Below are 12,590 nucleotides of genomic sequence, written 5' to 3'. Positions count from 1 at the left end.
AAATTTCGAAGCAATCAAGGAGTAAAACCGTGCTGATTAGCGCCGCTCACGCCCAGGCCGCAGGCCAGGCTGCCGACCCCACCGGGGGCCTGATGCAATTCCTGCCCATCATCCTGATGTTCGTGGTGTTGTGGTTCCTCATGATCCGCCCCCAGATGAAGAAGGCCAAGGAACACAAGGCCATGGTGGACGCCCTGCAAAAGGGTGACGAAGTGGTCACCCAGGGCGGCATGGTGGGCCGCGTCTCCAAGATCGGCGACGCTTACGTCCATCTGGAAATCGCCCCCAACACCGAAGTCGTGGTGCAGAAACCCGCCATCGGGGTGCTGCTGCCCAAGGGAACCCTGAAGTCCCTGTAAGTCATCCCCGGGGCCGGATTCGTCCGGCCCCTTGCCTTTTTCGGTCCCCCAGGAACCGCCCATGAACCGCTATCCGCTCTGGAAATACATCACCGTCATCGTCGCACTGGTGATCGGTTTCCTCTACACCCTGCCCAATTTCTTCGGTGAAGCCCCGGCCGTCCAGCTTTCCCCGGCCCGCGCCACCCTGAAGACCGATGCCCAGCTGCTGTCCCGCGTCGAAGCCGCCCTGCAGGGCGCCGGCATCAGCCACGACGGCATCTTCCTCGACAGCAACGGCGTCAAGACCCGCTTCAAGGACACCGACACCCAGCTCAAGGTCAAGGACCTGCTGGAAAAGACCTTCAACCCGAATCCCCAGGACGCCCAGTACGTGGTCGCCCTGAACCTGCTCTCCTCCTCCCCCAAGTGGCTCTCCAACCTGGGCGCCCTGCCCATGTACCTGGGCCTGGACCTGCGGGGCGGCGTGCACTTCCTGCTGCAGGTGGACATGGCCGGCGCGCTGACCAAGCGCCTGGACTCCATGTCGGCCGACCTGCGCACCCTGCTGCGGGACAAGAACCTGCGCCACGCCGGCATCAACCGGGAAGGCAATGCGGTGGTGGTCAAGTTCCGCGACGCCGACACCCGCACCAAGGCCCGCATCGTGCTGGAAGACAACCAGCCCGACCTGACCTTCGTGGACGGCCAGGACGGCTCCGACCTGAAGCTCACCGCCAGCTTGAAGCCCACGGCGGTCAAGCGCATCCAGGACTTCGCCCTGAAGCAGAACATCACCACCCTGCACAACCGGATCAACGAGCTGGGCGTGGCCGAGCCGGTGATCCAGCAGCAGGGCGCCGACCGCATCGTGGTGCAGCTGCCCGGCGTGCAGGACACGGCCAAGGCCAAGGACATCCTGGGCCGCACCGCCACCCTGGAAATCCGCATGGTGGACGACACCCCGGGCGCCCTGGAAGCGGCCATGGCCGGCCAGGCACCCTTCGGCACCGAGCTTTACAGCGAACGGGGCGGCTCGCCCCTGCTGGTGAAGAAGCAGGTGGTGCTGACCGGCGACCGCCTCACCGACGCCCAGCCCGGCTTCGACGGCCAGACCCACGAACCGGCGGTGCACCTGACCCTGGATTCCGCCGGCGCCCGCATCTTCAAGGACATCACCCGGGAGAACGTGGGCAAGCGCATGGCCATCCTGCTCATTGAAAAGGGCAAGGGCGAAGTGGTCACCGCCCCGGTGATCCGCACCGAAATCGGCGGTGGCCGGGTCCAGATCAGCGGCAAGATGAGCACCATGGAAGCCAACGACACCGCCCTGCTGCTGCGGGCCGGTTCCCTGGCGGCGCCCATGGACATCGTCGAAGAGCGCACCATCGGCCCCTCCCTCGGCGCCGACAACATCAGCAAGGGCTTCCACTCCACCCTGTGGGGCTTCCTCGCCATTGCCGCCTTCATGATGTGCTACTACCTCATGTTCGGCCTCATCTCCACCCTGGCCCTGGCGGCCAACCTGATGTTCCTGGTGGCCCTGCTGTCCCTCATGCAGGCCACCCTGACCCTGCCGGGCATCGCCGCCATCGCCCTGACCCTGGGCATGGCCATCGACTCCAACGTGCTGATCAACGAACGGGTGCGGGAAGAACTGCGCAACGGCGCCAGCCCCCAGGCGGCCATCTCTGCCGGTTACGAGCGGGCCTTCGGCACCATCCTGGACTCCAACGTCACCACCCTGATCGCCGGCGTTGCCCTGCTGGCCTTCGGCTCCGGCCCCATCCGGGGCTTCGCCGTGGTGCACTGCCTGGGCATCCTGACCTCCATGTTCAGTTCCGTGGTGGTCTCCCGGGCCCTGGTCAACCTCATCTACGGTCGCCGCAAGAAGCTGGACAAGGTCTCCATCGGCCAGGTCTGGAAGCCCGGCCTGGACAGCGCCAAGTAAGCGCCTAGCAAGGGATACTTAACATGGAATTTTTCAAGATCCGCAAGGACATCCCCTTCATGCGCCATGCGCTGGTGTTCAACGTCATTTCGTTGGTCACCTTCCTCCTGGCCGTGTTCTTCCTCGCCACCCGGGGCCTGCACCTGTCGGTGGAATTCACCGGCGGCACCCTGATCGAGGTCAGCTACAGCCAGGCCGCCGACCTGGAGAAAATCCGCGGCGCCCTGGGCAAGTCCGGCTTCTCCGACTACTCGGTGCAGAACTTCGGCTCCTCCCAGGACGTGCTGATCCGCCTGCCCCTGAAGTCCGAGCAGAACACGGCCAAGCTGGGCGAGTCCGTCATGGCCGCCCTCTCCGCCGAGGATGCTTCCGCCTCCCTGCGCCGGGTCGAGTTCGTCGGCCCCCAGGTGGGCAAGGAACTGGCCGAGAACGGCGCCATGGCCCTGCTGGTGGTGATCATCGGCATCGTCATCTACCTGGCCTTCCGCTTCGAATGGCGCTTCTCGGTGTCGGCCATCATCGCCAACCTGCACGACGTCATCATCATCCTGGGCTTCTTCGCCTTCTTCCAGTGGGAATTCTCCCTCTCGGTGCTGGCGGCGGTGCTAGCGGTGCTGGGCTACTCGGTGAACGAATCCGTGGTGGTCTTCGACCGGGTGCGGGAAACCTTCCGCAAGGCCCGCGGCATGACCACGCCCCAGGTGCTGGACCACGCCATCACCAGCACCATCTCCCGCACCATCATCACCCACGGCTCCACCCAGATGATGGTGCTGTCCATGCTGGTGTTCGGCGGCGAGACCCTGCACTACTTCGCCATGGCCCTGACCATCGGCATCCTCTTCGGCATCTACTCCTCGGTGCTGGTGGCCAGCCCCCTGGTGATGTGGCTGGGGGTGTCCCGGGAGCAGTTCATCAAGGCCCCCAAGGCCAAGGACCCCAACGTCAGCGACGACGGCGCCTGCGTCTGAGTCTGGATCAGCAACGGCCGGTTACATTCGGCCACAGCCCCGCCCCTGCGGCAGGGGCTACAATTCGACGGGTCGCCTGCCACCGCGGGCGGCCCGTTTTACTTGCATGAGGGAGAAACACTCGTGAGCACGCAGAAAATCAAGGTGTGGGACCTGCCCACCCGCCTCTTCCACTGGCTGCTGGCCGCCCTGGTGCTGGGCGCCGTGGTCACCGGCCAGGTCGGCGGCAACGCCATCTTCGTTCACGGCAAGCTGGGCCTGGCCATCGTCGGCCTGCTGGTGTTCCGCCTGGTGTGGGGCGTGGCCGGTTCCACCTACGCCCGCTTCAGCCAGTTCGTGCCCGGCCCCGGCGCCATCAAGGCCTATCTGCAGGGGCGCTGGCAGGGCCTGGGCCACAATCCCCTGGGCGCCCTCTCCGTGCTGGCCCTGCTGGCCCTGCTGCTGTTCCAGGTGGTATCCGGCCTCTTCGCCAACGACGACATCGCCTTCCGCGGCCCCCTCATGGACCTGGTGGGCAAGGACCTCTCCGACACCCTCTCCGGCCTGCACAAGGGCGCCTTTCCCCTGATCCTGGCCCTGGTGCTGGTGCACGTGGGCGCCATCGTCTTCTACGCCCGGGTAAAGAAGGACAACCTGGTCAAGCCCATGCTCACCGGCTGGAAGGAACTGCCGGCAGCACAGCCCGCCGTGCCCGCCACCGCCCATGCCCAGGGCGGCGGCCTGGTGGCCTTCATCGTCGCCCTGGCCCTGGCGGTCCTGGCCGTCTGGGGCGCTTCCGGCGTCTGGATCGCACCGCCGCCCCCGCCGCCGGCATCGGCACCGGCCACGCCCAGCTGGTAAGCGTCGAGTCCCCCAAAGAAAAGGCCGCCCACGGGCGGCCTTTTCTTTGCCTGCACGCTCCGGACAGGGCGACGCCAGGGCCGCCTGCCGGGCGCAAGGACCTCAGTCCTTCATGCGGAACTTGTCGTGGCAGGACTTGCAGGTCTCGCCGGTCTTGCCGAACTGGGCCTTGATGGCGTTCACGTCGCCGCCGGCGGCCACTTCGGCCAGCTTGTTGGCTTCGGCATTGAAGGCGCGGGCGATCTTGCCCACTTCCTCCTGCTGCTGGAAGAACTCGGGCTTGACCCGGGTCTTCTGGCCGCCGGCGTCCTTGTCGGAGCCGGGCACGTAGAGGGCGCCCATGCCGGAGTTGGCGATGGCGGCGATGGTGCGGGCAGCGGCCAGGACCTGGTCCTTGTTGTAGGCAGCCGGGTTGTCGATGGTCTGCTCCTTGATCTTGCCCATGTTCCAGGACATGTAGGAGTAGCCGGCCTTGCGGTACTTGATGGCGTCTTCGGGCTTGACCTGGGCGGAAGCGCCGGCGGCCACGGCCAGGGCGGAAAGGGCGAGCAGGAGCTTGGGCAGTTTCTTCATGGCATTTCTCTCGTGTTGTGGTTTGAATGGAAAGGCTGACGGTGGCACCGCAAGGCGCGGCGCAACGACGGGCAATTATACGACTCAAGGCAATGGCATATCAGCCGGCATTAATGTACGGCCCCCACCGGACAAGACCGGAGCAACAGCCTGGAAACGGCCGCAGATGCGGCTGCCAGCCGGGCTGGGAGCAAGAAAAAAGGCGGCCGCAGCCGCCCTTTTCCACCGGATTTTTACAACTTTTACACGGCAAAGACGTGCTTGGCGCGCAGGGTCTTGCCCTCGGCCGCCAGCTGGATCAGGCGGTCGATATTGGGATGCTTGCCCGGATGCAGCTTGGCATCCTCGCTGTGCTCGGCATAGATCTCGATGCCCTTCAGCGCGGCCTGGGGCGTGATGGCGCCGTAGGTCTGGGCCAGGTGGTTGTAGACGGCGACGGAACCGGCGCTGCCCGGCTTGTTCTCGATAGTGGCGACGGTATTGCCTTCGGCATCGAGCAGGTTGATGGCGGCCAGGTGGGAAATGCCCGGCAGCTTCTTCAGGTTTTCAGCAAAGCTCATGGGGAAACTCTGGTTGTAGTTCTTGGGAGAAAAAAATCAGCGCCGGCGCAGCATGCCAAACAGCACGCCGGTGATGGCGCAGGCCGAGGCGATGCCGAAGGCGATGGCCTTGATGCCCCGCTCGGGCCCGTAGACGCCGAGCAGCAGGCCGGCCAGCAGCAGGCCCAGCAACAGGCCGGCCAGGCCGCCCTGGCGGGCGCCCCGGACCATGGCCTTCTGCCGGGCTTCAAGACAGTCGGGGCAGAGGTCGCTCCGACGGTCCTCCATGGGCTGATCGCAGCGGGGGCAGCGCATGGGCTTAGATGCGCTTGGCCAGTTCGGCAGCCTTGCCGGTGTAGTCCCAGGGCGTCAGCTTGAGCAGTTCGGCCTTGGCGGCTTCCGGGATTTCCAGGGACTGCACGAAGGTCTGCATGCCTTCGCGGGTGACGCGGGTGCCCCGGGTCAGTTCCTTGAGCTTCTCGTAGGCCTGGGGCACGGCGTAGCGGCGCATGACGGTCTGGATCGGCTCGGCCAGCAGTTCCCAGTTGGCGTTGAGGTCGTCGTGCATGGCCTGGGCATTCACTTCCAGCTTGTTCAGGCCGCGCAGCAGGGAATCGTAGCCGAGCAGGGCGTAGCCGAGGCCGACACCCATGTTGCGCAGCACGGTGGAGTCGGTCAGGTCGCGCTGCCAGCGGGAGATGGGCAGCTTCTCGGAGAGGTGCTTGAGCACGGCGTTGGCCAGGCCCAGGTTGCCTTCGGAGTTCTCGAAGTCGATGGGATTGACCTTGTGCGGCATGGTGGAGGAACCCACTTCGCCGGCCTTCACCTTCTGCTTGAAGAAGCCCAGGGAGATGTAGCCCCAGACGTCCCGGTCCAGGTCGATGAGGATGGTGTTGGTGCGGGCGAAGGCGTCATACAGTTCGGCCATGGCGTCATGGGGCTCGATCTGGATGGTGTAGGGGTTGAATTCCAGGCCCAGGCTCTCGACGAAGCGCTTGGCGAAGCCTTCCCAGTCGAAGCCGGGGTAGGCGGCCAGGTGGGCGTTGTAGTTGCCGACGGCGCCGTTGATTTTGCCCAGCAGGCCGACCTCGGCGATGCGGACGCGGGCCCGGTTGAGGCGATAGACGGCGTTGGCCAGTTCCTTGCCCATGGTGGAGGGCGTCGCCGGCTGGCCGTGGGTGCGGCTCATCATGGGCACCTCGGCCAGTTCATGGGCCAGGTCGCGCAGGCGGCCAATGACCTTGTCCAGGGAGGGCAGCATCACCTCGTCCCGGGCGGCCTTGAGCATGAGGGCGTGGGAGAGGTTGTTGATGTCTTCGGAGGTGCAGGCGAAGTGGATGAATTCGGTGACCTCGGTGACTTCGGCGTTGGCCTTGGTCTTGTCCTTGATCCAGTATTCCAGGGCCTTCACGTCGTGGTTGGTGGTGGCCTCGATGGCCTTCACCTCGGCGGCCTGCTCGGGGCCGAAACCGGCCACCAGGGCATCCAGCTCGGCCACGGTGGCGGCGGAGAAAGCGGGGATTTCGGCGAAATGGGGTTCAGCCGCCAGGGCCTTGAGCCATTCGATTTCCACCTGGAGGCGGCGGCGGATCAGGCCGTACTCGGAGAACTGGGGACGCAGGGCATCCACCTTGCCGGCATAGCGGCCGTCCAGGGGGGAAAGGGCGGTGAGAGCGTGAAGAGACATGGAATGGGTATCCTGTTGAGCCAAGAGCGGAATTTTACCCGCCGGGCAAAGGTCTGGGCAAACCGGAATTGCCGTCCCCGGACCAGCGCGGCATGGCGTACGTGACTTGCTTGGCAGGGGACGGTGGTCCGGGGTGTTATACTTTGCCTCCCCATCCGGCCGGGCCTGCCCGGTCGAAAACACGCATACAGACAACGAGAAGCTCATGAAACTGATCGGTTCCTACACCAGCCCCTTCGTGCGCAAGGTACGGGTGGTCCTGGCGGAAAAGAAGATCGAGGCCGAGTTCGAAATCGAGTCGCCGTGGACGCCGGAAAGCCGCGTTCCGGAGCACAACCCCCTGGGCAAGATTCCCGTCCTGCTGCTGGACGACGGCACGCCCCTGTTCGATTCCCGGGTCATCGTCGAATACCTGGACAACGTCACCCCCAACAACAAGCTGATGCCCGCCCCCAACCGGGAACGCATGGAAGTGAAGCGCTGGGAGGCCCTGGCCGACGGCCTGCTGGAAGCGGCGGTGGCCACCTTCCTCGAAGGCAAACGGCCGAAGCAGAAGCAGGATGGAGCCACCATCGCCCGGCAACGGGAAAAGATCCAGCGCACCCTGGACTACATGGCCAAGGAACTGGGCGAAAACCCCTGGTGTATGGGCACCCACTTCTCCCTGGCGGACATCGCCGTGGGCGTCGCCCTGGGCTACCTGGACTTCCGCTTTGCCGACATCGAATGGCGGCCGGCCTATCCGGGCCTGGCCCGCATCCACGAGAAGCTGATGCAGCGCCCCGCCTTCAGCGACACCCTGCCCCACGACTGAACGCCAGGGCTCGGCGGCCATTGCGCCTCCCCGAAAAGGCTGCCCGCGGGCAGCCTTTTTTCTTGCCCCCGGCATTTTCCTAGGGCGAAAGGGGACGGTTTTTCGGTAGAGTAGGGACTATCGCCGGGACACCGGGGTCAATGCAGGCAGAGGCAGGAGGCTGGCATGGAATATGGGCACGATCATCCCACCCGCCACATTCTGGTGGTGGACGACGAACTGAGCATCCTCCATGCCGTGGAGCGGGAGCTCAAGGGCCGCCGCCTGGGCCGCTATGCCTTCACCGTGGCCGGTTTCACCGACCCGCGCCAGGCCCTGGTGGCGGCCGAGCGGCAAACCTTCGACGCCGTCATCAGCGACTTCCGTATGCCGGGCATGGACGGCCTGGAATTCCTCAAGGCCCTGGCGGCCATCCAGCCGGACTGTCCCCGCCTGGTCCTTAGCGGCCAGACCGACATGGACAGCCTGGTGCGCATGGTCAATGAAACCCACATCTACCGGTTCATCGCCAAGCCCTGGCCCGCCTACATGCTGCAGGCCGCCCTCGCCCAGGCCATCGACTACGCCGAGACCCTGGCCGAAAACCGGCGCCTGGCCGAAGCGGCCCGCCAACGCCAGCTGTCGGAACTGCTGCCGGAACCGGCGGCGGTGGAACAGTTGCTGATCGTGGACGACGACATGGGCGTGCTCAACAGCCTGGCCCGGGTGCTCACCCATCACAGCAAGTCCGACGGCCTCTTCGCCGCCATCCTGGCCGAACAGCACGGCCAGCCCCGCCGCCGGACCCTGGCGGAGGACCACATCAGCGTCCAGATCACCCCCTCCCCCGCCTACGCCCTGCAGATGGCCGAGCGGGTCGTCTTTTCCTGCATCATCGCCGACTACCGCATGCCGGAGATGAACGGGATCGAACTGCTACAGCGCTTTGCCGCCCGCCAGCCGGACTGCAGCCGCATCCTCATCAGCGGCCAGATCGGCGAGGCCGAACTGGCCCAGGCCATCCAGCAGGCCCACATCTTCGCCTTCGTCGAAAAGCCCTGGAGCGACTTCGAACTGAAGGCCAACATCGCCCTCGCCCTGGCCCAGCACCGCCTGCAGCTGGAAAACCGCTGGCTGGCGGCGTTCATGCGGCCGGAGGCGGAGCCGGCGGCTTCCGGAGTCTTCCCAGGATGATTGAAAACGACCTGCCCGAGGCGGGGGACGCCCCCCTGCACCAGGAAACCGTCCTGGTGGTGGACGACACCAAGGAAAACCTCACCGTCATCGGCGAGCTGCTCAATCCCCACTACAACGTGCGCATCGCCAACAGCGGCCAGCGGGCCCTGAAGGTGGCCAACAGCACCCCGGTGCCGGACCTGATCCTGCTCGACATCATGATGCCGGAGATGGATGGCTACGAAACCCTGGCCGAGCTGCGGGCCAATCCGGCCACCCGGCACATTCCGGTGATCTTCGTCACGGCCCTGGATGCGGACGAGGACGAGGAGCGGGGCCTGGCCCTGGGGGCCGTGGATTACATCGCCAAACCCATCCGCCCGGCCATCCTGCTGGGACGCATCCGCACCCAGCTGGACCTGAAGCTGGCCCAGGACCAGCTGCGCCGGCAGAACGCCTCCCTGGAGGCGGAAGTGCAGCGCCGGGTGGCGGAAAACCTGGCCATCCAGGAACAGGGGCAGCGCAACGAGGCCCGTCTCAACCGCATGCGGCAGCTGATCCTTTCCTCCGCCAGCGAAGGCATCTTCGGCGTGGACGTGGAGGGGCGCATCAATTTCATCAACCCGGCCGCCACGGCCCTGCTGGGCTACACCGAGGAGGAACTGCTCGGCCAGGACTCCCACCGCATGCTGCACCACTCCCACATCGACGGCAGCCACTACGCCGTCGAAGACTGCCCCATGCACCTGTGCCTGCACTCCGGCATCACCATCCGGGACCGGGAAAGCACCCTCTGGCACCGGGACGGCACACCCCTGCCCCTGGAGTGCTCCCACACCCCCATCGTCGAGGACGGCAGGATCATCGGCGCCGTCACCACCCTGCGCGACATCCGGGACCGCAAACGCTACCTGGAACAGCTGGAGCGCCACTCCAACTACGACGAACTGACGGACCTGCCCAACCGCAACCTGCTCTACGACCGCCTCAACCACAATATCGAGGTGTGCCGCCGCAGCGGCATGAACATCGCCGTCCTCACCCTCAACCTGGACCGCTTCAAGAGCATCAACGACACCCTGGGCCGGGCCGCCGGCGACCAGGTGCTGCGGGAAGTGGCCCAGCGCCTGGGGCGCCAGGTGCGCAAGATGGATACCCTGGCCCGCCTCGAAGGGGACGAGTTCGTGCTGGTGGTGGAGGTGGCCACGGCCGAGCAGTCCAGCGCCTTCGCCCAGCCCATCCTGAAGGCCCTGGCCAATCCCTTCCACGTGGCGGAGCGGGAGTTTTTCCTGTCCGGCAGCATCGGCATCGCCACCTTTCCCAAGGATGGCGACAACGGCGAGGAACTGCTGCGCAACGCGGATGCCGCCATGTACAAGGCCAAGACCAAGGGCGGCAACCGCTTCCAGTTCTACACGGCGGAAATGAACCAGCGCTCCCTGGAGCGCCTGGACCTGGAAAACGGCCTGCGCCGGGCCATCGACCAGGGCGAGCTGGTGGTGTACTACCAGCCCCAGGTGAACCTGCGCAACGGCGCCATCATCGGCGCCGAAGCCCTGGTGCGCTGGCAGGACCCGGAGAAGGGCCTGGTCATGCCCGGCTCCTTCATCGCCCTGGCGGAGGAAACCGGCCTCATCGTGCCCCTCGGCGAATGGGTGCTGCGCACCGCCTGCAGCCAGAACAAGGCCTGGCAGGACGCGGGCCTGCCCAAGATTCCCGTGGCGGTGAATCTTTCCGCCCGCCAGTTCGCCGCCCAGGATGTGGTGGAGCTGGCCGCCCGCATCCTGCACGACACCGGGCTGGCCCCCAACTACCTGGAACTGGAGCTGACGGAGAGCGCCGTCATGGCCGACGCCGAGGCCTTCATCCGCGCCACGGAAAAGCTCAAGGGCCTCTCCATCGCCCTCTCCATCGACGACTTCGGCACCGGCTTCTCCTCCCTCAGCTACCTCAAGCGCTTCGCCATCGACCGGCTGAAAATCGACCAGACCTTCGTCCGCGACATCACCCACGATCCCGACAGCGCCTCCATCGCCCTGGCCATCATTTCCCTGGCCCACAGCCTGAAGCTGCTGGCCATTGCCGAAGGGGTGGAGACGGAGGCCCAGCTCAATTTCCTGCGGGCCCGCAATTGCGACGAAATGCAGGGCTACTTCTTCAGCCCGGCCCTGCCCGCCGACGAATTCGAGGCCATGCTGCGCCAGGGCCGCAAGCTGGAGTTCCAGCCCGAGTCCAAGGTGCCCGGGCGCACCCTGCTGCTGGTGGACGACGAACCGGGGATTCTTTCGGCCCTGAAACGCCTCTTCCGCCGCGAAGGCTACGTCATCCTCACCGCCAACAGCGGCAAGGAGGGCCTGGACATCCTGGCCGGCCACGACGTCGGGGTCATCATTTCCGACGCCCGCATGCCGGAGATGGACGGTGCCGAATTCCTGGGCAAGGTGCGGGCCATGTACCCGGACACCATGCGCATCATCCTTTCCGGCTACACCGACCTGAAGGCCGTCACCAGTGCGGTGAACCGGGGCGAACTGTTCAAGTTCCTGACCAAGCCCTGGGACGACGGCGAACTGCTGGAAACCATCCGGGACGCCTTCCGCCAGTACGAAATGCGCAAGCCGCCGCCAGCCGACGGCGCCGCGCCGGAGCACTGAGGCCGGCTGGGAAAGCCGGCCGTGCCTGTGCTACCCTTTTGACATGTCCCGCCGCCCCAGCGTGCGGCCACTCCCTCATTCAGGAATGCAGATCGTGGACCAAAACAACATCCGCCACATCCTCGTTGTGGACGACGAGCCCAACATTGTCAGCGCCGTGCAGCGGGAGCTGGCCTCGCCGCCCCATGGCCGCTACCGCTACCAGGTAACCGGCTGCACCGACCCGCTGCAGGCCCTGGCCAAGGCCCGGGAACAGAGTTTCGACGCGGTCATCAGCGACTACCGCATGCCCGACATGGACGGCCTGGAGTTCCTCAAGGAACTGACCCTGTTGCAGCCCGAATGCGCCCGCCTGGTGCTGAGCGGCCAGACCGACATGGCCACCCTGATCCGCATGGTCAACGAGACCCACATCTACCGCTTCATTCCCAAGCCCTGGCACGACTACTACCTGAAAAGCTCCCTGGCCCAGGCCATCGGCTATCACCAGACCCTGCGCCAGCACCGGGAACTGGCGGCTGTGGTGCGGCAGCGGCAGATCAGCGTGCCGCCCCTGCCCGAAGGCAACATGGAGCAGATCCTGATCGTGGATCACGACCCGGGCGTACTCGGCTCCCTCTCCCGGGTGCTCACCCACCACTCCGAGGTGGACGACCTTTACCTGGCGATCCGTGCCGAAGTGGCCCACGCCACCACGCCGGTGCTGCAGGAAGGCAAGATCAGCGTGCAGGTCACGCCCTCGGCCCGCCACGCCCTGGAGCTGGTGAAGAACAACACCTTCTCCTGCATCATCGCCGACCGCAAGATGCCGGAAATGGACGGGGTGGAGTTGCTGCAGCGCTTTGCCGACCTGCAGCCCGACTGCTTCCGCATCCTCATCAGCAACGAAATCTGCGAAGGCGACCTGATCCAGGCCATCGGCGGCGCCAACATTTTCGCCTTCATCCAGAAGCCCTGGAGCGATTTCGAACTGAAGACCAGCATCGCCCAGGCCCTGGCCCAGCGCCGCATGCTCCTGGAAAACCGGCAACTGGCCGAGATCGTGCAGCAGGCCGGCGCCGTGTAGCA

Annotated in this window: 12 protein-coding genes; 8 read left to right on the top strand and 4 right to left on the bottom strand. The window is 65.7% G+C overall.

What is annotated here, in order from left to right:
• The first annotated feature begins 29 nt into the window (after positions 1-29).
• From yajC to ACLSSQ_RS05625, 4 genes are all read left to right on the top strand, one after another.
• Positions 30-359, top strand: coding sequence for a preprotein translocase subunit YajC (yajC, locus tag ACLSSQ_RS05640; RefSeq protein WP_014238334.1), 330 nt, complete (start codon positions 30-32; stop codon positions 357-359).
• Positions 360-420: 61 nt separating this feature from the next.
• Positions 421-2,289 (top strand): protein translocase subunit SecD, encoded by a 1,869-nt coding sequence (secD, locus tag ACLSSQ_RS05635; protein ID WP_416244024.1) that lies wholly within the window; start codon positions 421-423, stop codon positions 2,287-2,289.
• A gap of 23 nt (positions 2,290-2,312) precedes the next feature.
• A complete protein-coding gene (gene secF, locus ACLSSQ_RS05630; RefSeq protein ID WP_014238336.1) occupies positions 2,313-3,260 on the top strand; it encodes a protein translocase subunit SecF in 948 nt (315 codons plus the stop codon).
• Between the two features lie 123 nt (positions 3,261-3,383).
• Positions 3,384-4,100: a cytochrome b/b6 domain-containing protein gene (locus ACLSSQ_RS05625; protein ID WP_416244023.1), complete on the top strand. Its 717-nt coding sequence runs from the start codon at positions 3,384-3,386 to the stop codon at positions 4,098-4,100.
• A 102-nt stretch (positions 4,101-4,202) separates the two neighbouring features.
• On the opposite strand, the gene ACLSSQ_RS05620 is transcribed toward ACLSSQ_RS05625, so the two are convergent.
• From ACLSSQ_RS05620 to purB, 4 genes are all read right to left on the bottom strand, one after another.
• Positions 4,203-4,673, bottom strand: a complete 471-nt coding sequence (locus ACLSSQ_RS05620) for a c-type cytochrome (RefSeq protein WP_014238338.1) — start codon at positions 4,671-4,673, stop codon at positions 4,203-4,205.
• Positions 4,674-4,915: 242 nt separating this feature from the next.
• The gene (locus ACLSSQ_RS05615; RefSeq protein ID WP_014238339.1) at positions 4,916-5,233 is read right to left on the bottom strand and encodes a DUF2322 family protein; all 318 of its coding nucleotides are present in this window, start codon (positions 5,231-5,233) and stop codon (positions 4,916-4,918) included.
• Positions 5,234-5,269: 36 nt separating this feature from the next.
• Positions 5,270-5,500 carry a hypothetical protein gene (locus ACLSSQ_RS05610; RefSeq protein ID WP_130458936.1) on the bottom strand — a complete coding sequence of 77 codons (231 nt, stop codon included), beginning with the start codon at positions 5,498-5,500 and terminating at the stop codon, positions 5,270-5,272.
• Between the two features lie 31 nt (positions 5,501-5,531).
• A complete protein-coding gene (gene purB, locus ACLSSQ_RS05605) occupies positions 5,532-6,899 on the bottom strand; it encodes an adenylosuccinate lyase (protein WP_416244022.1) in 1,368 nt (455 codons plus the stop codon).
• A 205-nt stretch (positions 6,900-7,104) separates the two neighbouring features.
• Here purB and ACLSSQ_RS05600 point away from each other — a divergent pair, with 205 nt between their 5' ends.
• The 4 genes from ACLSSQ_RS05600 (at position 7,105) to ACLSSQ_RS05585 (ending at position 12,588) form a co-directional block, all read left to right on the top strand.
• Positions 7,105-7,713: a glutathione S-transferase gene (locus tag ACLSSQ_RS05600; protein ID WP_014238342.1), complete on the top strand. Its 609-nt coding sequence runs from the start codon at positions 7,105-7,107 to the stop codon at positions 7,711-7,713.
• Between the two features lie 165 nt (positions 7,714-7,878).
• Positions 7,879-8,886 (top strand): response regulator, encoded by a 1,008-nt coding sequence (locus tag ACLSSQ_RS05595; protein ID WP_416244021.1) that lies wholly within the window; start codon positions 7,879-7,881, stop codon positions 8,884-8,886.
• Positions 8,883-11,522: an EAL domain-containing protein gene (locus ACLSSQ_RS05590; RefSeq protein ID WP_205231016.1), complete on the top strand. Its 2,640-nt coding sequence runs from the start codon at positions 8,883-8,885 to the stop codon at positions 11,520-11,522. Before ACLSSQ_RS05595 ends, ACLSSQ_RS05590 begins: the two co-directional genes overlap by 4 nt.
• An 85-nt stretch (positions 11,523-11,607) precedes the next feature.
• Positions 11,608-12,588, top strand: a complete 981-nt coding sequence (locus ACLSSQ_RS05585) for a response regulator (protein WP_130458940.1) — start codon at positions 11,608-11,610, stop codon at positions 12,586-12,588.
• Positions 12,589-12,590: the final 2 nt, after the last annotated feature.

The organism is Azospira sp. APE16 (genome assembly GCF_047901315.1).
Lineage (GTDB): Bacteria > Pseudomonadota > Gammaproteobacteria > Burkholderiales > Rhodocyclaceae > Azospira > Azospira oryzae.
This window is presented reverse-complemented; position numbering and strand designations above follow the sequence as displayed.

Coding starts and splice junctions, on each gene's coding strand:
- secD (WP_416244024.1), top strand. CDS start 421: ATGAACCGCTATCCGCTCTGGAAATACATCACCGTCATCGTCGCACTG.
- secF (WP_014238336.1), top strand. CDS start 2,313: ATGGAATTTTTCAAGATCCGCAAGGACATCCCCTTCATGCGCCATGCG.
- ACLSSQ_RS05620 (WP_014238338.1), bottom strand. CDS start 4,673: ATGAAGAAACTGCCCAAGCTCCTGCTCGCCCTTTCCGCCCTGGCCGTG.
- ACLSSQ_RS05615 (WP_014238339.1), bottom strand. CDS start 5,233: ATGAGCTTTGCTGAAAACCTGAAGAAGCTGCCGGGCATTTCCCACCTG.
- ACLSSQ_RS05610 (WP_130458936.1), bottom strand. CDS start 5,500: ATGGAGGACCGTCGGAGCGACCTCTGCCCCGACTGTCTTGAAGCCCGG.
- purB (WP_416244022.1), bottom strand. CDS start 6,899: ATGTCTCTTCACGCTCTCACCGCCCTTTCCCCCCTGGACGGCCGCTAT.
- ACLSSQ_RS05600 (WP_014238342.1), top strand. CDS start 7,105: ATGAAACTGATCGGTTCCTACACCAGCCCCTTCGTGCGCAAGGTACGG.
- ACLSSQ_RS05595 (WP_416244021.1), top strand. CDS start 7,879: ATGGAATATGGGCACGATCATCCCACCCGCCACATTCTGGTGGTGGAC.
- ACLSSQ_RS05590 (WP_205231016.1), top strand. CDS start 8,883: ATGATTGAAAACGACCTGCCCGAGGCGGGGGACGCCCCCCTGCACCAG.
- ACLSSQ_RS05585 (WP_130458940.1), top strand. CDS start 11,608: ATGCAGATCGTGGACCAAAACAACATCCGCCACATCCTCGTTGTGGAC.